An 18,947-nucleotide genomic window follows, 5' to 3' on the forward strand; every position below is an offset into this window, starting at 1 on the left:
ATCAAGCATGATGAGATGGATGGTGCGGAGGGCACGGCCGGTGGTCGCCCTCCGCACCCCGTATGGGCTGGTCGCCGCCGAGTGCCGGCCCGGCCCGCTATCCCCTTGACCCGGTTTTCACCCGTCACATGGAAAGTCCAGCGGTAACGTGGCTAAGTCTGAGAATGCGCAACGGGAATCCGCTGCTCCGGAGCCGACCGATGTGAAGGTCGACGACGAGAGCACGGCACAATCGGCCGATGAGGCCACCGAACCGGCCGCGGACACGGGCACGGCTCCGGAACCGGCCACCGAAGCCGATGGGGACTCTGGAACTGATGACGCGTCCGACGCGAACGCGATCGCCGACACGGGGGCGGAGTCGCGTACCGACGCGGATGCGGATACAGCCGCCGACGCTGACGCTGCCGCGGCCGGACACGCGGCCACAGAGCCGGCCCCCGAGTCCGGTGCGACCGATGCGGCCACGGACACCGGTGCGTCCGACGACGAGCCGGCGGACGGCGACGCCACCGCCACTTCGACAACCTCGAACGACCCGACCACACCGGCCGAATCGACGACCTCGACCACCTCGGCCAGTGGCTCCGATGCCAACCCGGCGGACACCGAAACCAACCCGGTAGCCGAAACTCCGGTGGAGACCGATTCCCAGCAGGGGGGTGTGCCGATGTCGGCACTGCAGGAAGGACCGACCGCGGTCAAGGCGACCGCGTCCAGCCGCAAGGCTCACCTGGCCGTCAGCAGAATCGAACCCTGGTCGGTGATGAAGTTCAGCTTCGTCATCTCCCTCGTCTGCTTCATCATCCTCTTCGTCGCGGTCGCCGTGACCTACGCGATCCTGTCCACCCTCGGCGTCTTCGACGCCCTCACCACCCTGCTCTCCCAACTCGCCGACAGCGGCGAGGGCGAAGAACCCATGCTGAACCCCGCCAGCTGGTTCTCCCCCGCCCGCGTCCTCGGCTACACCGGCCTGATCGGCGCGCTGAACATCATCCTCATCACCGCCCTGTCCACGGTCGGCGCGATGCTCTACAACCTCTCGGCCGACCTCGTCGGCGGCATCGACATCACCCTCACCGAATCCGAATAACCCCACCGCTCGGGCCGCGCCCCGGCCCGAGCACCCGCCGCAACGCGGTAAACTAAGAACTGAAGAGGGACGCGGTCTCCCGCGCCCCTTCTTCCACTGCCCAGGTGATCTCGTTCGATCCGGGCCGCCGGATACGGTAGAGTTCTACCGGAGCGAGGGCGTATAGCTCAGTCGGTTAGAGCGCATCCCTGATAAGGATGAGGCCCCAGGTTCAAGTCCTGGTACGCCCACACGTTTTTGCAGGTCAGAGCCTGGTTCTCTGTGGTGAGGGCTGGGCTCAAGATCATTTGTCTGTCGTTTGTCCGTGAAGGACGCTGCGGCATGGCGCGGCAGACGGCGGTTTGGACCTGAGCGGCGACCAGGTCGTCCTGCACCCCCGACAGCACCTCGTGCGCCTCGGCGAGCGTCAGTCCGGCGCTGGCCATGGACATCTCCTCCCGCGCGAACGCGGCCACCTGCTGCGCCGTCGGCGCCGTGCCGTCCTGGGCATCGACGACGACCTGAACAGTGATCTTCACAGGGGCTCCTCCTCGGCGTGGGCTGGATCGAAGTCCAGGCCGTGCAGGCGTTCGTTGATCGCGGAGTGGTCGAACTCGTTCAGGCGGGCCAGCTCTAGCAGCGCGGCCATCTCCTCGCGATGCTCGGCGAGGTAGGTCCCGACTGGCTGGTCGTCGTCGGCGTCCAGGACGGGGGCCAAGATCTCGGCCATCCGGCTGCGACGATCACCAGCGGCCACCGCTGGCGCAGTTCCAGGAACTGCCGGACATCGCGGCAGCTCTCGGGCGGAGCCTGGCGGGCACCGCCGGTGCAGGCCGGGTACCGCAGGTCCGGCGAGCAGGCCAGGATGTTCTCCACCCCGCAGGTCCAGCCGGCGTCCGGCCAAGAAGTCGTACTCGTATGTGAAGCGTCCGCCCTCCCGCAGCCCGAACCGCGACAGCCGCACCCGGTGGGCGTCGGTGGAGAACCCCGGTGTCCCCCCTCTCCACAGCCCGTACTCCACGCCGTGGACGGTGAAGCGGTGCAGCGCCTCATCGCTCCAGGCGAACGCCGCCTGCAAGATCTCGTGCAGAACGGCCACCGTGGTCTCGGCGTCCACCACAAGCCGCCGCCACACTTACGGAACCCGCCTGCGCCAAGACGGCGCCGACATCGCCCAAGTCCAAGCCGCCCTCGGCCACGCCTCACTCGACACCTCAGCCCGCTACTTCCGAGCCGGAACCGCCGAAACCACCGCTGTCATCGAGCGCGTCTTCGATTAGCTGGCGTCCCACAGAAATCCCCGATCTCCGACGCGCTGCGGCTCACCGACTACGCCGCCGCCCTGGCCGACCGTCTCAAAGGCGGAACACTGGCCCGCCTGCTCCTCCGAGCCCGAACCCAACGCATTGATCCCACCTCAGGTGACAAAGCCGCAGGAGGTACCTGGTGGCACGACACCAGTCCCTCGCCCCTGTGATCCTGACGAGGACCTCAACCCCCGTGGGACAGCCGGTGAGGCTCATCGGGAACGCAGGCAAGCGCGCCTGCCCGAGCCGCCCTCCAGAACACCGACGACGCCCCGAGACGCAGACAGAGCGGCGGCGACGGCGGTACGGCGAACGGCGGTACCGGCGGTAGGGCTCACTCGGCGCGCGATCGACGAGGCGCTGGAGCGGCCCGAGTTGAGCCCCGCCGAGTTCCTGGCGGCCGAGAGGTGATGATTCGGCCGCTTTCCGGGCGGGACGGGCGGCGTTACCAGGACAAAGCGGGCGGCAGTGCGGCCGTTCCGGCGTCGGGCCAGTTCAGCGGGTCGCCGAGCGGCGCGAGCTGGGCCAGCTGCATCCGGTACCAGGGCGAGGACTCCGGCCGGGCGGCCAGGTCGAGACACTCCCGCCAGGTCCACCACCCCGCCTCCTCGACCTCGTCGCGGTTGAGGCGGGGCTCGCCGGAGCCGATCGCCCGGACGACGGGGCAGCGCTCGTACTCCACGAGCCCGTCGTCGGCGGTGGCGCGGTAGCGGAACCCCGGCAGCACCGGCGTGATCGCGTCGGCGGCGATGCCGAGCTCGTCGCGTAGCCGCCGCCGCACGGCGTCCCGCAGGCCCTCGCCGGGCCCGGGGTGCCCGCAGCAACTGCCCGTCCAGACGCCGGGGAAGGACGGCTTGTCCAGGGCACGCCGAGTGATCAGCACTCGACCCTGCGGATCGATCAGATAACAGGAGAACGCCAGATGGTACGGAGTCTCGCGGTGATGGCTGGCGGCCTTGGGGGCGGTTCCGACGGCTTCGTCGGCCTCGTTGAGCAGCACGATTTCCTCAGCACCCATCCGCGGATCTTATCTCACTTAAGCCACAGTCGATGGGTTCGTGAGTTCCTCGGGTTGCCCTTGTCGGTCGAGTATGGCCTGGGACCAGGGCCTGCGTTCGCTCTCAGTCCGTCTGCACGCATCTGAAGCGTCTTCAGCCTCAGTGAAACATCATCGTCTCTGCTGACGATCTGTTGTCGTGAGTGAAGTCGAGGAGGCGTGGGTTGGCTCTGGCGGCGGTGCGGGATCTTCGAGAACTGCGGGCCCCGGCGAGCGAGGAGGAGCTCGAGCGGTTGGTCGCCGGGTGGCGCCAGGACCTGGCCACCTGCCGCAAGTTCGCACCGACGGCACGCAATTACGCGGTCGCCCGGCTGGTGCCGCTGATCAACGCCGCCGACGTCAGTCTGCGCTGGTTCATCGAGGACGTGTGGGGCCACTTCGACACGGCCATCCGTCCCGGTGCCCCGCTGTTCCCTTCCGAACGCAAGAACGCCGACGGCTCAGCCGGGCGGGTGACCGCCGATGTGTTCCGCCGATCCCTGGCCGAAGCCGCCGAGAAACACCTGCCGACCTGGTCGGACAAGCTCACACCCCACGTACTCGGCCATTTCTGCGCCTCGCAGCTCTATCAGGCAGGGATGAGCCTGCTGGCCATCCAGGAGCTCCTCGGTCACGCCTGGACCGGGCACAACCGCCCGGTATATCCACGTTCACCAAACCCATGTCGAGGGCTCCTGGATGCGCGGCCAGCAGCAGGCGGCCGACTGATGGAAGGGACCGAGTTGATGAAGGGGAACCTTCGGCTCGCTGCGGCTAGGGCCTGTTTTTTGAATCGGCGGGTGGAGTGGGGCTCGCGCTGGCAATCTTGGTGAGCGTGTCCGGCCGTCATGAACTCACCGATGCCGAGTGGGCCCTGCTCGCCCCGCTCATGCCCGACAACCCGCCCAAAGGCGGCCAATGGGCCGACCACCGCCGCGTCATCAACGCCGTGCTGTTCCGAACCCGCACCGGGATCCCCTGGCGTGACCTGCCCGAACGCTACGGCCCCTGGGAGACCGCGGCCGGGCGCCACCGCCGCTGGTGCCTGGACGGCACCTGGCAAAGGATCGCCGACCGGCTGCGCATCGACGCCGCCACCGGAGAAGACCTGGTGGTCGGCATCGACTCCACCAGCGTGCGCGCCCACTCCCACGCCGCCGGAGCCGCGAAAAAGGGGAAGCGGTACGGGACGAAGCGGACGGCTCGGAAGCACTGGGACGTTCCCGGGGCGGGCTGACCACCAAGATCCACCTGATCGCCGACCAGCGCAGGCGGCCGCTGGTGACCGCGACCAGCCCCGGCCAGCGCGGTGACGCGCCCATGTTCGAGCCGCTGATGGTCGCCCTGCACCTGCCCCGCTCGGTCGGGCGCCCCCGGACCAGGCCCGACCGGCTGCTCGCGGACAAGGCCTACTCCTCAGCGGCGATCCGCTCCCACCTGAGCAGGCGCGGTATCAAGGCGACCATTGCCCAGCCCGCCGACCAGCGGGCCAATCGCAGGCGCAGGGGATCGGCGGGCGGTCGGCCCCCGGCTTTCGACCGGGGTGCCTACCGCGGCCGCAACACTGTAGAACGGGCGATCAACCTGCTCAAGCAGAACCGGGCCGTGGCCACCAGGTACGACAAGCGCGCCGCGATCTACGACGGGACCGTCCAGCTCGCCTCGATACGGATCTGGCTACGCGACCTCACCCGTTCGAAAAACACTGCCTAACCGCGGCATCTGGAAGACCAGCGAGCTGCAACGCCTGCACGCCGCCCGCGGCATGACCATCAGCGCCGGGAAGATGTCGGGTCTGTGGTCCGGGCAGCCCAACAGCGTCCGCCTCGACGAGCTGGACGTCATCTGCGCCGTGCTCGGCTGCGGTAGCGAAGAACCCCTGCAGCCCGAACCCGAGACGGTGGCCGAGCCCAAGCCCGACACCAAGCAGCAGACCGCCGCCGTTGGGGAAGCCCGCTCGGTCGCCCCGAGGCCGAAGTCCGGCCGCACGCTGCCGCCACGGTGACCTGCCTGCACTGCGGCGGCCCGATCCCGGCCGGGAGCCGCCGTCACAAGCAGTACTGCCGCCGCAAGTGCCGGGACGCAGCCCGCTTCGAACGGCAGCGGACCGGTACTGCACAGCCACCCCTCTGGCAGCACCCTGCCCTCACCTCCGACAACCCCGTGCTTCAAGCGGCAGCGGTCCGTGCCAAGGAACTCGGCGAGGACCACGGCTGGTCACCCTCCACGACCCGGTGCACGATCGACGGTCTGGCCGAGTTGCTGGACGGCTGTTCCCCCGGCCAACCCGTCCTTCTCGGCGAGATCCGCGCCCGGTCCTTCCGCCGCGCTTCCGCTCCCCCGGATGGCCGAAGTGCTCGCTGACCTTGACCTGTTCACCGATGACTCTGCCTCGTCCCCTGGAGCTGCTGCACGAGTACAAGGCGACCGGCGCCACCTACCAGCGCAACCGCCGGATGGAGTTCAAGGCCTCCTATTCCAGCCACTATCGGCGCGGGTAATTGTTACCTAGTGCGACCAAGAACACACTCACGGTCATGCGTTTCGGAGGCGTCGGAAACCTGCGTGAGAGGGGCGCGAGGAATGGACTCCACCGCTGACAAGAACGGACATGCGGGTACGACCCGATACTCTTCTTCACCTAGGAAGTTCCTCCGACGCTGGCGGGAACAAGGACCTCAGCAATCCTCATTCTCGCTGGTCAGAAGCACTTTCTGCTTTCCTGGTCACCAGCCGGACAGACGTTGCGTGAAAGCGCGAGGCTGCTGACAGCCCCTCATGAACTATCAAGGTTAGTAATCTGATTATCGGTCGGTCGAAGCGGCGTGTCTGAGATGGACCAAGGCTTCGCCGACCAGCTCGTCCTGACGACGGAAATGGGAGGCATCGTGGTCGTGTCTGGTCAGACAGCTTCGAAGACTGGTGGGAGCGGCGCCACTCCGGTGACACCGACTGCAGGGGACGCTACCCCCATTGACAGCAGGCAATCAAGCCACGCCTCGTATCTTGGCCCGGAGGTTTCGGCCGAGAGGACTAGGCTTCAGATCCCGCAAGATCTTTCCCTGGAGGCATGGTGCCGCCTCGGCGGAAGGATCCTCGCGGTGTGCGATTCGTCGGCCTGGTGGATCGGTGATTGGTTAGTGTTCGGGCAGAACCAGTATGGTGACCGATATCGCCAGGCGATGAAGGAGACCAAACTCGACTACCAAACGCTGCGAAATTATGCCTGGGTCGCGAGAAAATTCGAGCCGTCCCGCCGGCGAGACAGTCTCACGTTCCAACATCACATGGAAGTGGCAGCTCTCTCGGAAGCCGAACAGGACCACTGGCTCGACTTCGCAGTCCGACTGAACTGGTCGAGGAACGAGCTGCGCAAACAGATCCGGACCAGCATATCGGGCGAGGAAGATAATCTCCGGCGCCAGGTTCAGCTCAGTCTTCAATTGGACGAGCTACGTCTCGAACGGTGGAGGAAGGCGGCGCGGGTGAGCAACCTGAATCTGACGGACTGGATCCTATTCGTCGTCGACGAGGCCATTCGCATGCACGGCGCCGATGACCTCCAGGCCGCCGATGTCAGTGACTTAGAATCGACCGGGGACAGTCGGCGATGGGCTCACCGTCAACCACTCACAGGCCGCGCCGGGTAGAGCCGGCGATTCCGCACACCGTGCGAATGTGCCTACGTCAGGCATGGCCATGATCGATCTGGAAGTGGACCGAATTGAGTCATTCGGGTAGTCATTAGGTCGGGTAACCGCCGGTGCTTGCGCAGGCCCTGCGCCGCCCGGCGGCGAATGAGCGATGAAAGTGCGTTGATGCTGCTCAGCCTGGCCGATACCTGCCCTCTGGTCACTCATGTCGTACACGCGCTGATCTGGGCCAGATCATTATGTCCTATGGGGGGGTCATATGAGTAACAGCGGTGATGGGGAGATAACGTCGATTTCGCCTAAAACCATCGGAAAGAAGGAACGGGTCCCGACCGGTTCACTATTGCCGCCATCTGAACTACTGAGGTCCGGCGGAAGTACCGAACACATTCGTGCATTGGCCGAAACGGAGGATATCCTGCCGCCGATTGTCGTACACCGTGAGACACGGCGGGTCATCGACGGAATGCACAGACTGTGGGCGGCTCGTCTCCGTGGCGACGAATCGATCGAGGTCGTTTTCGTCGACGGTTCCCCAGCCGATGTGTTCGTCCTCGCGGTCGAGCTGAATCGTGCGCACGGCCTGCCGTTGACGATGGATGAGCGTAAATCCGCCGCCGCGCTGATCATGAATTCGCACCCGCACTGGTCCGACCGCAAGATCGCACGGATCACCGGATTGGCGGCCAGCACTGTCGCGTCTTTGAGGTCGTCATCCACCGCCAGCACGGTCGAGCGCAGAACTGGGCAGGATGGCCGAAGCCGACCCAACGACGGCACGGACGGACGCCAGCGCGCCGGCGACCTGCTGGCCCAGAATCCCAACGCGTCGATTCGCGAAGTAGCCAAAGCAGCGGGGATTTCGGTGGGCACCGCGAGTGATGTGCGCGCCAGACTGCGGCGAGGGGAGTCGGCGATAACTGCCCGGCAGCAGGCCGTTGTGAAACTGCGCCCGGCCGCCGCGACGCAGCGGACCAGCCCGGACTACAGCCGCGTACTGGAGAGGCTGCGCAAGGACCCATCGCTGCGGTTCACCGAGGTCGGCCGACGCTTGCTTCGCCTGCTCGACGGCTCCGCCCCAGGCAGCGTCGAGCAGATCGCCCAGATCGCGGACGGCGTGCCGGAACACTGTCGGATCGTGGTGGTCGACATGGCCCGCGAGTGCTCCGCCGCATGGCAGCATTTAGCCGACCAGCTCGCGGGCCGGGACACCGCCTGACGGAGGAAACGGTCCGATCCGGTGGCTGTGGAACGTTTCAACTGCTCGAACCATACGGTTGAACACCACCACATGGTCGAACGCCGACCGTGGGCATCGTGGTCACCTGGGCCGGGATCGGCATCGGCACCTTGAACCGCCCCAGTGCTATTCAGAGGATGGAGAGACGGCTCGGTCTTCGCGGCACCTGCAAGGTACGTGAGCGTGCTGTAGGGGTGGTGTTCAAGCGGGCGGATGAGTATTCTCCCCGAAACGCCGTTTGTTTGAGGTAGAAGCGACCACGTGAAGGAACTTCTGGGGAGGTGTTCATAATGGCTACGAACCCGTTCGAGAACGAGAACGGCGCCTATATCGTCCTGGCCAATGACGAGGGACAGCATTCTCTGTGGCCTGCGTTCGCTGATGTTCCCGATGGGTGGACTGTTATTCTCGACGAGGCGTCGCGGCAACAGTGCCTCGAGTACGTCAATGAGCAGTGGACGGACATGCGACCGTTGAGCCTGCAGCGGGCAATGGGCGACGAGTAGAATCTGCTCATTCACGAGACGATTCAGTAATACTGCCCAGCGCTCGGAGTGTCGTCGAGATAGATATCGGTGCAGGCTGTCTCGGAGGTCACCTGTTCGTGCAGCATTCCCCTTCGGTCATCCGGGGAGAATGTTTCGATGGCATGGAGACTTAAGGGGGAAGTTTGTTCAACAGGGGTCTGAACAAGGCTTCTAATCAGTCGGCGACAACACGGACGGCGTCGGCCACGCTGGCCGAACTGTGGGAGCGGACGGTACGCAGTCGGCCGAGCAGCCCGGCGATTGTCTCGAACGGCGAGATCCTGTCCTACGACGAGGTGAATGCCAGGGCGAATCGGCTGGCCCGACTGCTGCTCGACGAGGGGGTAGGCCCGGGCTGTCTGGTGGCACTGGCGCTGCCCCGATCCAGTCGAATGGTGATCAGCGTGCTTGCCGTGGCCAAGGCCGGGGCTGCGTTCCTGCCGGTGGACGTCAACCACCCGCGGGAGCGGATCTCGAACCTGCTCGCAGATGCCGGGCCCGCATTGCTGGGCACCATCCGGGGCGCTGTCCCGAAGCTGCCTGCTGACATCGGGGTGCCGCAGCTGGTGCTGGACTCGGCCAAGCGGACTGCCATGCTCAACGCATTGCCCGACACCGACATGACCGAGGACGAACGCGGTGGCCCGCTCGCCGCGACGAACCTGGCTTACGTGATCTACACCTCGGGCTCGACAGGTCGACCGAAAGACGTCGCGGTGACCAGTGCCGGGTTGCCCGCCTTGGCTGCGGCCAAGGTTGCCACGATGCGGGTCACCGAGGACAGCCGGGTGCTCCAGTTCGCGTCGCCTAGCTTTGACGCCTATATGACCGAGCTGCTGGCCGCTTTTACCGCCGGTGCCACTTTGGTGGTGCCGGGAACGGACGCACTGGCCGGTGACCCGCTGCAAAAGGCCCTACAGGATGGCCGGGTCAGCCACGCGGTGCTGCCGCCTGCTGCGGTCGCGACCATGTCCCCGGACGCGGTGCCCGACCTGCGCGTGCTGGTGGTGGCCGGCGAAGCGTGCCCGGCCGGTCTGGTGGAACAGTGGGCGCCAGGACGCCTTTTTATCAACGCCTACGGTCCGACCGAGTGCACCGTGTGCGCGACCATGACCAGCCCGCTGACCCCCACGGACGAGGTCACTATTGGTCGGCCGATTCCGGGCGTGTCTGTGCGCATCCTCGACGACGCACTACGACCGGTCGCGATCGGCGAGATCGGCGAGTTGTACCTCAGTGGCGCCGGATTGGCGCGTGGTTACCTCAACCGCCCTGATTTGACCGCGCAGTTGTTCGTGGCCAACCCGTTCGCCACCGACGGCGAACGGATGTACCGCACGGGCGACCTGGCCTCCATGCGGGCCGACGGCGACATCCTGTTCCACGGCCGGATCGACGACCAGGTCAAACTCCGCGGATTCCGCATCGAACTGGGCGAGGTGGAGTCCGTGCTCAGCCAACATTCGGACGTGGCGCAGGCGGTGGCCGTACTGCGGGACGGCGCGGCCGGCGGGCCGCAGCTGCTGGCCTACGTGGTGCCGACGCCCGGTGCCACCCCCGCGGCGGGCGAACTGCGTGAGCACGCGAGCCGCTTCCTGCCCGAGTACATGGTGCCGTCGACGTACGCAACCATCGACGCCCTTCCCCTGACTCTCAGCGGAAAGACGGACCGAACCGCGCTGCCGGATCCGGAGAGGACCGCCCGGCCCGCCGGTCAGGAACCGCGCACTCCGGCCGAGAAGATTCTGTGCGATATCTTCCGAGACCTTTTCGATCTTTCCGAGGTCTACGTGTGCAGCAACTTTTTCGAACTGGGCGGGAACAGCATCCTGGCTGTCGACTTGATTCAGCGAGCGCAGGAAGCCGGCTTGACGCTCACGCCGAGGACCGTGGTCGGCAACCCGACCATCGAGAAGCTGGCCGCGATAGCGACTCCCGGGGAGTGAGAGATGAGCACCCGTCCCACGGTTTCCCCCAACGAACTCGAGCAGATCGACCTAGCCTCGCCAATTCTCCACGCCGAGTACGAGCTCGATGAGGTCTTCCGCTACCTGCGGGCCAATCGGCCGATGTACTGGCAGGAGCCACGGGGTGAGCAGCCCGGCTTCTGGGTGATCAGCCGGTATGCCGATGTGAACGAGGTGTACAAGGACAAGGCGCATTTCACCACGGAGAACGGTAACGCGCTGGCCACCTTGCTGACCGGCGGTGACTCGGCCTCGGGCGCCATGCTCGCGGTCACCGACGGCGTGCGCCACCACCAGCTGCGCAACGTGTTGTCCAAGGGCTTCTCGCCGCGGATGCTCGACCTGATCACCAACTCGCTGCGGGCAACCGTCGACGAGCTGCTGCTGGCAGCGCTGGAGCGAGGCGAATGCGATGCCGCGCAGGACATCTCGGCGAACGTGCCGCTGGGAGCCATCTGCGACCTGCTGGAAATTCCCCAGAGCGACCGGAAATACCTGCTCGGCCTGACCGCGCACGCGTGGAGCACGGACCACGCGGACGAGCCTCCCGAGGAGGGCTGGGTCGCCAAGAACGAGATCCTTCTGTATTTCAGCAAGCTGCTCAAGGAGCGGCGTGCCGGTGACCGGGACGACATGGTCAGCCTGCTGGCGAATTGCCGGATCGACGGCGATCCGCTCAATCCGGCCGAGCAGATGGCCAACTGCTACGGGCTGATGATCGGCGGCGACGAGACCGGCAGGCACGCCATCACCGGCACGATCCTCGCGTTGATCGAGAATCCCGACCAGTGGCGCGCCCTGAAGAATGGCGATGTCGATCTGAAGACGGCGACCGAGGAGGCACTGCGCTGGACCGTGCCGTCGCTGCACGGCGGTCGGAAGGCGACCGGAGATGTCGTGATCAACGGCCAGCAGATCAAGGCCGGTGATGTGGTCAGCGTGTGGATCTCCTCGGCCAACCGGGATGAGACCGTCTTCGACGCACCAGACGAGTTCAGGCTCGCCCGTACCCCGAACAAGCACTTCACCTTCGCCTACGGTTCGCATTACTGCCTGGGCCACCACCTCGGCCGGATGGAGGTCTACGCCGTACTCGACGGGCTGCGCCGGCTGGTGGGCGACCTGGAGCAGATCGGCGAAGAGCGGTGGATCTACTCCAGCATCCTGCACGGGATGAGCTCACTGCCGATCAGGCTCAGGTCTGAAGGCTGAGGCGGACGCTCACATGACGAGCACTGCCGACACGGCCGCCGCATCCGCAGTGGCTCACCAGCCGGTCGCCATGGTCACGGGCGCCGGCCGGGGCATCGGCGCGGCCACGGCCGAGCGCCTTGCCTCGGAGGGCATGGCGGTGATCGTGGTGGACCGCGCCGAAGAGGACACCACCGCCACGGTCTCGGCCATCCGCGCGGCCGGCGGACGGGCCAGCGGGCGCGGCTGTGACGTCGCCGAAGCTCACGCGGTGACGGCCACGGTCGCCTCGGTCATCGAGGAGTTCGGCCACCTCGACGTACTGGTGAACAGCGCGGGGGTCAACGAGGACCGGCTGCTGCTCACCATGGGCGACCGGGAGTGGGACACGGTCCTGGACGTCAACCTCGGCGGCACCATGCGATGTTCGTTCGCGGTTGGCAGGCACATGCGCTGGCAGGGGCACGGCCGGATCATCAACTTCAGTTCCGTGGCCGCGCGCGGCAATGCTGGCCAGACCAACTACGCGACCGCGAAGGGCGCGATCGCCGGGTTCACCCGCACGCTCGCGGCCGAACTGGGTCCTCACGGCGTGACAGTCAACGCGATAGCACCGGGCTTCGTGGCCACGCCGATGGTGGACGAGCTGACCGAACGGCTCGGCGTGGACCGGGAAACGTTCCTGCAGGAGGCGGCGATGTCCTCGGCCGTGGGCCGGATCGGGACGCCCGAAGAAGTCGCCGCGACGGTGGCCTTTCTCACCCACCCGGAATCGGGCTACCTCACAGGGGAGACCATCCACGTCGAAGGCGGTCGGCGATGACAGGAGTCGCGGTCGTGGCCGGCGGCAGCGGGCGAACGGGCCTGGCGGTCGCGCTCAGGCTGGCGGCGGGCGGCCATGATGTCGCCCTGCTGGACACCGAGTTCAGGGCGGCCGACAAAACCGTCCGACGGATCGAGGAGACCGGTAGGCGGTGCCTCACGGTCCAGGCCGAGTTGGCCGACGCCGGGTCGGTCGACACCGCTTTCGGCCAGGTGCGTACCGCGCTGGGGGGCCCGGCCGTGCTGGTCACCTGCGTCGGACTGGGACCGCCGCTCCCGGACGGGCTGCCCGAGGACGAACTCGCGGACGAACAGCGCTATGCCGCGGTACGACGGGCGCTGCGCCGGGCGTTCGTATGTTGCCAGGCTGGCGCCGGTCAGCTGCTGCACCAGCGGTCGGGACGGGTCATCATCGTCACCGAGCCGGTCGAAGGCGGCGAGAACGCCTGGCTCACCCTCCAACCTGTGCTGGGCGGGCTGATCGGGTTCACCCGGTCCGCGGCGTTGGAGCTGGCCAGGTCCGGCATCACCGTGAACCTCATCGCGCCGACCGACTGCGCGGCCGACAGCCGGGCCCCGGCGCACCAACCGGCACCCAAGGACGGCGCGAGCTCCTACGCGGAGGGGGTCGCGCACGTGACGGAGTTCCTCGTCGACGATCAAGCTGTCGGAATCACCGGGCAGGAGATCTACGTCGCCGCTCCCGAAGCGGGAGTACCTCTACTCCACGAAAGGTAGTCACTGGTGGCGAACAAGGACCACGGATCGGAGCATTACGTCAGCCGCATCCTCGACGAGGCGACCCGGGACGGGGCGCGACCGGTCATCCGGTGGCGGGACACGGTGATCACCGGCACGGAGCTCCACCGATCGGTGCTGCGGGTCGCGACGGCACTGCGCGCGGCAGGTGTGGCACGCGACCACGCGGTGGCCATCCTGACCCAGGTGAACAGTCCGTGGATGCTGATGGTCCGCCATGCCGCCCACCTGCTGGGCGCATCGGTCGTGTACATCACCGGCGCCAACCACGGCACCATCACGCACGACCTGCCGGTGACCACCCGGGTCCGGATGCTGCGTGAAGCAGGCGCATCAGTGCTGGTGTTCGACGGGGTCCACGCCGAGCTCGCCGAGACCATCCAGGAAATGACGCCGGACAAGCTGGTGCTGTGCGGCCTCGGTCATCCGGCGTCCGGCACGGTGACCGTCGACGGCCGGCCGGTCGAGGACCTGTCGGTTGAGTTCGCGCCGCAGGCACCCGAGCTGGCAATGGTGCTCTACACCAGCGGTACCACCGGTCAGCCCAAGGGCGTTTGCAGAATGTTCGGGTCGTGGAACGCGTCGGTCCTCGGCGCGGCCATGCGTCCCCGGTCGCACTTCCTGGCCATGACTGCGGTGAGCCACACGGTCGCGATGATCGTCGACGCGGCGCTGGCCGCCGGCGGGAGCGTGCTGCTGTGTGAGAAGTTCGATCCCGCCGACTTCCTGCGAGATGTCGCGACGCACCGGATCACCGAGACGTTCATGGGCGTGGCGCAGCTCTACGCGATCCTCACCCACCCCGATGTCCGCACCGCGGATCTGTCCTCGTTGCGTCACCTGTTGTACCTGGGTTGCCCGGCGTCGCCGGAACGTCTTAAGGAGGCGGCGACGGTGTTGCCTGGGGTGCTGGCCCAGTCGTACGGCTCCTCCGAGGCCGGTCGGATCACCATGCTCCGCGCGGCCGACCACGACGATCCTGAACTGCTGGCCACCGTGGGCCAGGCGATGCCCGGGGTCACCCTCGCCATCCGCGACCCGGAAACAGGACGGGACCTGCCGGTCAACGAGATCGGTGAGGTGGTGGTGCGTAGCCCGGAGGCCATGGGCGGCTATGTCGCCGATCCTGAGCACACCGCGCGGGTGATCCGGGACGGCTGGCTGCACACCGGCGACCTCGGCTCCGTCGACGAACGCGGGTACGTGCGGCTGTTCGGCCGGATGCACGAGATGGTCAAAGTGCAGGACACGCGCGTCAGTCCGAGCGAGGTGGAGAAGGTGCTCGTCGGCCGCACCGGAGTGGTGGACGCGTGCGTGTACGGCCACCGTCGGCCGGACCTGATCGAGGAATTGCACGCCGCCGTCGTGCTCAGCGCCGACGGCGCCCCGAGCTTAGCCGCTCTGCGTGACCACGTCGCGCGGGCCATGACCCCGACGCACGCTCCGACCCGGTTCGTGCGCTGGCGGGAGTTCCCGATCAGCAGGACCGGGAAGGTGGATCGGCTGCGGATCCGTGAGGCCAGCGCCGAGGCCCACGACGAGAGCCCGGACGTGTTGGTGGACAGGTGAGGCGAGTCATCCGATGAGAGTGCTGTTCACGACCCTGCCCGGGGTCGGCCACCTGTATCCCATGGTGCCGCTCGCCTGGGCGCTGCAGGCGGCCGGGCACACCGTGCTGGTCGCCGCCGACCGCGAGTTCGTCCCGGTGGTGAACGGAGCCGGACTGCCAGCCGCGGCCGTGCTGGACCCGATCGACCCGGTCGAGGTGTTCAAACCGCCCAGCCCGTCTGCCCCCTCCGGCCCGTCCGGCGGCCCGGTGTCCGCGGCTGAGCACACCGGCCTTCGGTGCGGCGAGATCGGTGCCCGAGCACTGCCCGCCATCCGTGCACTGGTCGACGCGTGGCGCCCGGACCTGGTGGTCGCCGAACCCATGGAGCTGGCCGGGCCTACCGCGGCGACGATCGCCGACGTGCCCTGGGTGCGGCAGTCCTGGGGCCTGAGCCCGCCGGAACTCCTGCTGAGCGCCGCGACCTCGGTCCTGGACGCCGAGCTGGCAGTACTCGGGCTGCCTCCGCTGGGGAAACCGGACCGGACGATCGACGTATGTCCCGGCAGCCTCCAGCCTTCGCACACGGTGGCGACCACGCCGATGCGGTATGTGCCCTACAACGGCCCGGCCAACGTTCCCGACTGGCTACTGGCCGGGCCGTCGGCCCGGCCCCGGATATGCCTGACCTTGGGCACGTCCCTGCCCCGGCGCCATCAGCACGTCGCACCGCTGTGGCGGCTGCTGTTGGATGAACTGGTGGCCCTGGGCCAAGAGGTGGTCATCGCCATCGACGAGAGCCACCGGCCGCTGCTGGGTCACTTGCCCGACGGCGTGCGTGCCGCGCGGATCCCACTGTGCCACCTGCTGCCGACCTGCACCGCGATCGTGCACCACGGTGGTTCCGGGAGCACCATGGCGGCGGCGTCGTTCGGCGTGCCGCAACTGGTCGTCCCGCATTTCGCCGACCATTTCAGCAATGCGGAGCGGCTCACCGCCGTCGGCGCGGGCACGAGCCTGCCGCACGACACCGATGACCTGGCGCGGATCAAAGCGGCCTGCGTGCTGATCACCGGAGACGGCCCGCACCGCGCGATCTCACGCCGACTCGCCGACGAGAACGCGAGCCGACCGGACCCGACCGAGGTGGTCGAGGACCTGGCGGCACTGGTCCTCGAGCACGGGCAGGACAGCAGGCAGGATCTCCACTCGACCAACGATTTGGATTGTGCCGGCACGGACGGATATGCCGATAAATGATCATCGCGTGAAAACTCGTTCTTTGCCGGTTACATGCCATGGCAATTGTGCAATGCTGGCAAAGGGGTCTGGCAAAGGTCTTGAAACTATTTCCGCGGCACCACAATCGACTGGGGAACCACGCGAGATGGTCAGGGGGGACACACCGCACTCGAGCAGGCTGGCGGGTGCGGTGACGTCTGCCACCGCAACACTGGTGAGCCTCGGGTGGACTCGCTCACACTCGCGCTGCTGCTCGAAAAGGTGGGCGCCGTGCTCGCAGATTGGAACGACATGCTAATTCTTGGCCTGAACGGGAATGTGTCCGCAGCGGGCGCCGATGTGGTGCCGAACCTCAACGAGCTCTACATGCACGACGCTGCCGCCACACTGGTCCGCGACGGAGTTCTCGTTGCGGCGGTGGAGGAGGAGCGGCTCAACCGGATCAAGAAGACGACGAAGTTTCCCGGAAACGCGATTCGGGAATGCCTCACCATCGCGGGTGCGACTCCGGCGGATGTCGACGCGATTGGCTACTACTTCCCGGAGGACTTCTTCGACGACATATTCCAGCAGCTTTACACCGACCACCCGAGAGTGCCGACGCGGTATTCGCGCGAAATGATCGTGGAGCGTCTTCGCCTCGACCTCGGCTGGGAGGCTCCGTCGGAGATCCTCCACTACGTGCCGCACCACCTGGCGCACGCGATGTCGACGTACTACCGGTCGGGCATGAGCGAGGCACTGGTCGTCGTCATGGACGGGGCGGGTGAGCGGAGCTGCACCACGATCTACCGGTCGAACGGGGCCGAGCTGCTCGAGATCGCGTCGTACCCGGTGTCGAAGTCGCTCGGCATGTTCTACCTGTACGGGACCCGTCACCTCGGCTACGGCTTCGGCGACGAGTACAAGGTGATGGGCCTCGCCCCGTACGGCGACCCGTCCACCTATCGTGAGGTCTTCTCGAGGCTGTACTCGCTCGGTCCGAACGGTACCTACGAGCTGGTCCCGCGTGGGGGAGTGGTCTACAAGATGACCTCGATCCTCCGGGAGCACGGTCTCCAACCCCGTCGTCGCGGTGAACCGTTCACCCAGGAGCACATGGACTTCGCGGCGAGTGTGCAGGAAACCACCGAGAAAATCGCGATGCATGTGCTCAGTTACTGGGCACGCTGCACGGGCCTGCGGAACCTGGCGTTCGGTGGCGGTGTCGCCCACAACTCGACGCTCAACGGCCGCATCCTCTCCTCCGGTCTGTTCGACGAGGTGTTCATCCATCCGGCGTCGCATGACGCCGGATCCAGCGAGGGTGCCGCACTCGTTGTCGCGCGGGAACGCGGCGAACGCGCGTGGCCGCTGCCGCGGCTGACGAGCGCGAGCCTCGGCCCGGATCTGGGCGACCTCGACTCGCTCGAGCGGACGCTCAAGTCGTGGAGCCCGCTCGTCGACGTCGAGCGTCCCGACGACATCGTCGAGGCCACTGCGCACCTGCTCGCCGCCGGCGAGGCGATCGGCTGGGCACATGGCCGCTCGGAGTTCGGGCCGCGTGCGCTGGGCAACCGCAGCATCCTCGCCGACGCGCGCCCCAAGGAGAACCAGACGCGCATCAACCAGATGGTGAAGAAGCGCGAGAGCTTCCGCCCGTTCGCCCCGGTCGTGACCGCGGAGTCTGGCCCGGACTACTTCGATCTGCCGGAGACCGTGGGACACCACGACTTCATGTCGTTCGTCGTGCAGGTGCGAGCGGACCGCCGGGAGCTGCTCGGCGCGGTGACCCACGTCGACGGTAGTGCTCGCGTCCAGGTCGTCACCAAAGAGACGAACCCGCGGTTCCACCGGCTCGTCACGCGCTTCGGTGAGCTGACCGGCACCCCGGTGCTGCTCAACACGTCGTTCAACAACAACGCGGAGCCGATCGTGCAGTCCGTCGAGGACGTACTCGCGAGCTACCTCACGACGAGCCTCGACGTGCTCGTGATCGAGGACTTCGTGGTTCGCAGGCGGACCGAGCTGCCGCTGGCGCTGGAGGACTTCACCGTCGGTTTCCGCCCGGTGACGAAGCTCGTTCGTCGGCTCGCTCGCGTGTCGGCGAACGAGCCGGACGTTCCCGGGGTCTGGCACGAGATCTACCTCGACTACACCGCCGGTCCTCGTGCGACGATCTCGGCCGCGATGTACGACCTGCTGACGCATGCTGACGGTGTCACCCCGCTGGGCCGACTCGGCGTCGAGCTGACCGGAGAACTCCTGACCGAGCTTTATGGCCTGTGGCAGGAGCGCTTCGTCACCGTCAGTCCCGTGGAGGCGGAAAAGGAGAGCCCGTGGGGAGTATGAGGAGGTGAACAACGTCGAACTGCCCCGACTCGCCTAACGGATGACCGCCTTCGACACCCATGCCACGGAATCCGCGCCATCGACGCCATCCATCGCGCACTCATCGGTGACCCTGGCCGCCTACCGCTGTCACAACCTGACGCCACCATGCGAACTCATCCCTGAATGGCAGCTTGGCTGTGCGTATTTCCGTTACCCGGAGGTTCGCAAGTGGTCGAAGATCGTCGAAGTGGCGGGTAAGCTCATTTAAAGAT

Annotated in this window: 17 protein-coding genes, 1 tRNA gene and 2 pseudogenes; 18 read left to right on the forward strand and 2 right to left on the reverse strand. The window is 66.8% G+C overall.

The features are described from left to right. The first annotated feature begins 148 nt into the window (after positions 1-148). The gene (locus CDO52_RS28510) at positions 149-1,093 is read left to right on the forward strand and encodes a DUF3566 domain-containing protein (RefSeq protein ID WP_394340774.1); all 945 of its coding nucleotides are present in this window, start codon (positions 149-151) and stop codon (positions 1,091-1,093) included. A 156-nt stretch (positions 1,094-1,249) separates the two neighbouring features. Beyond that, positions 1,250-1,323: transfer RNA gene (locus tag CDO52_RS02135), tRNA-Ile, on the forward strand. 284 nt (positions 1,324-1,607) lie between these two features. Here the strand turns inward: CDO52_RS02135 and CDO52_RS27980 are convergent. After that, on the reverse strand, positions 1,608-2,171 hold the full coding sequence (locus CDO52_RS27980) for an IS1096 element passenger TnpR family protein (RefSeq protein ID WP_198345817.1): 564 nt from the start codon (positions 2,169-2,171) through the stop codon (positions 1,608-1,610). Between the two features lies 1 nt (position 2,172). On the opposite strand from CDO52_RS27980, the gene CDO52_RS27985 reads away from it, so the two are divergent. Continuing rightward, the gene (locus CDO52_RS27985; RefSeq protein ID WP_017620610.1) at positions 2,173-2,352 is read left to right on the forward strand and encodes a tyrosine-type recombinase/integrase; all 180 of its coding nucleotides are present in this window, start codon (positions 2,173-2,175) and stop codon (positions 2,350-2,352) included. A gap of 472 nt (positions 2,353-2,824) precedes the next feature. Here the strand turns inward: CDO52_RS27985 and idi are convergent, their stop codons facing one another. Continuing rightward, positions 2,825-3,397 carry an isopentenyl-diphosphate Delta-isomerase gene (idi, locus tag CDO52_RS02150; RefSeq protein WP_017620611.1) on the reverse strand — a complete coding sequence of 191 codons (573 nt, stop codon included), beginning with the start codon at positions 3,395-3,397 and terminating at the stop codon, positions 2,825-2,827. Positions 3,398-3,600: 203 nt separating this feature from the next. On the opposite strand from idi, the gene CDO52_RS02155 reads away from it, so the two are divergent. The 15 genes and pseudogenes from CDO52_RS02155 (at position 3,601) to CDO52_RS27105 (ending at position 18,943) form a co-directional block, all read left to right on the forward strand. Beyond that, positions 3,601-4,248, forward strand: coding sequence for a tyrosine-type recombinase/integrase (locus CDO52_RS02155; protein ID WP_198345818.1), 648 nt, complete (start codon positions 3,601-3,603; stop codon positions 4,246-4,248). Next, positions 4,233-5,128 (forward strand): annotated as a pseudogene (locus tag CDO52_RS02160) (IS5 family transposase). Before CDO52_RS02155 ends, CDO52_RS02160 begins: the two are co-directional and overlap by 16 nt. 52 nt (positions 5,129-5,180) lie before the next feature. Beyond that, entirely contained in the window at positions 5,181-5,420 is a 240-nt protein-coding gene (locus tag CDO52_RS02165) for a helix-turn-helix domain-containing protein (protein WP_394340775.1), read from the forward strand. Next, positions 5,417-5,779 carry a hypothetical protein gene (locus tag CDO52_RS27095; RefSeq protein WP_152471881.1) on the forward strand — a complete coding sequence of 121 codons (363 nt, stop codon included), beginning with the start codon at positions 5,417-5,419 and terminating at the stop codon, positions 5,777-5,779. The genes CDO52_RS02165 and CDO52_RS27095 overlap by 4 nt, the downstream gene beginning before the upstream one ends. A gap of 524 nt (positions 5,780-6,303) precedes the next feature. Further along, a pseudogene (locus CDO52_RS27100) lies at positions 6,304-6,954 on the forward strand (LmbU family transcriptional regulator); the annotation flags it as partial. Between the two features lie 373 nt (positions 6,955-7,327). Then, a complete protein-coding gene (locus CDO52_RS02175; RefSeq protein ID WP_033302286.1) occupies positions 7,328-8,287 on the forward strand; it encodes a ParB/RepB/Spo0J family partition protein in 960 nt (319 codons plus the stop codon). Positions 8,288-8,598: 311 nt separating this feature from the next. Further along, positions 8,599-8,814, forward strand: a complete 216-nt coding sequence (locus tag CDO52_RS02180; protein WP_026126394.1) for an MbtH family protein — start codon at positions 8,599-8,601, stop codon at positions 8,812-8,814. A 164-nt stretch (positions 8,815-8,978) separates the two neighbouring features. Then, positions 8,979-10,781 carry an amino acid adenylation domain-containing protein gene (locus CDO52_RS02185; RefSeq protein ID WP_198345819.1) on the forward strand — a complete coding sequence of 601 codons (1,803 nt, stop codon included), beginning with the start codon at positions 8,979-8,981 and terminating at the stop codon, positions 10,779-10,781. Positions 10,782-10,784: 3 nt separating this feature from the next. Further along, a complete protein-coding gene (locus tag CDO52_RS02190; RefSeq protein ID WP_017621674.1) occupies positions 10,785-12,014 on the forward strand; it encodes a cytochrome P450 in 1,230 nt (409 codons plus the stop codon). 13 nt (positions 12,015-12,027) lie between these two features. Next, positions 12,028-12,816, forward strand: a complete 789-nt coding sequence (fabG, locus tag CDO52_RS02195; RefSeq protein ID WP_017621675.1) for a 3-oxoacyl-ACP reductase FabG — start codon at positions 12,028-12,030, stop codon at positions 12,814-12,816. Beyond that, complete coding sequence (locus CDO52_RS02200) at positions 12,813-13,553, forward strand: SDR family NAD(P)-dependent oxidoreductase (RefSeq protein WP_083920132.1); 741 nt, start codon at positions 12,813-12,815, stop codon at positions 13,551-13,553. Before fabG ends, CDO52_RS02200 begins: the two co-directional genes overlap by 4 nt. A 6-nt stretch (positions 13,554-13,559) precedes the next feature. After that, positions 13,560-15,143 carry a class I adenylate-forming enzyme family protein gene (locus tag CDO52_RS02205; protein ID WP_017621677.1) on the forward strand — a complete coding sequence of 528 codons (1,584 nt, stop codon included), beginning with the start codon at positions 13,560-13,562 and terminating at the stop codon, positions 15,141-15,143. A gap of 13 nt (positions 15,144-15,156) precedes the next feature. Further along, on the forward strand, positions 15,157-16,380 hold the full coding sequence (locus CDO52_RS02210) for a nucleotide disphospho-sugar-binding domain-containing protein (RefSeq protein ID WP_083920133.1): 1,224 nt from the start codon (positions 15,157-15,159) through the stop codon (positions 16,378-16,380). A 273-nt stretch (positions 16,381-16,653) separates the two neighbouring features. Beyond that, a complete protein-coding gene (locus CDO52_RS02215; RefSeq protein WP_033302298.1) occupies positions 16,654-18,693 on the forward strand; it encodes a carbamoyltransferase family protein in 2,040 nt (679 codons plus the stop codon). Between the two features lie 40 nt (positions 18,694-18,733). Continuing rightward, positions 18,734-18,943: a hypothetical protein gene (locus CDO52_RS27105; protein ID WP_157745376.1), complete on the forward strand. Its 210-nt coding sequence runs from the start codon at positions 18,734-18,736 to the stop codon at positions 18,941-18,943. Positions 18,944-18,947: the final 4 nt, after the last annotated feature.

This window comes from Nocardiopsis gilva YIM 90087, from assembly GCF_002263495.1.
GTDB lineage: Bacteria > Actinomycetota > Actinomycetes > Streptosporangiales > Streptosporangiaceae > Nocardiopsis_C > Nocardiopsis_C gilva.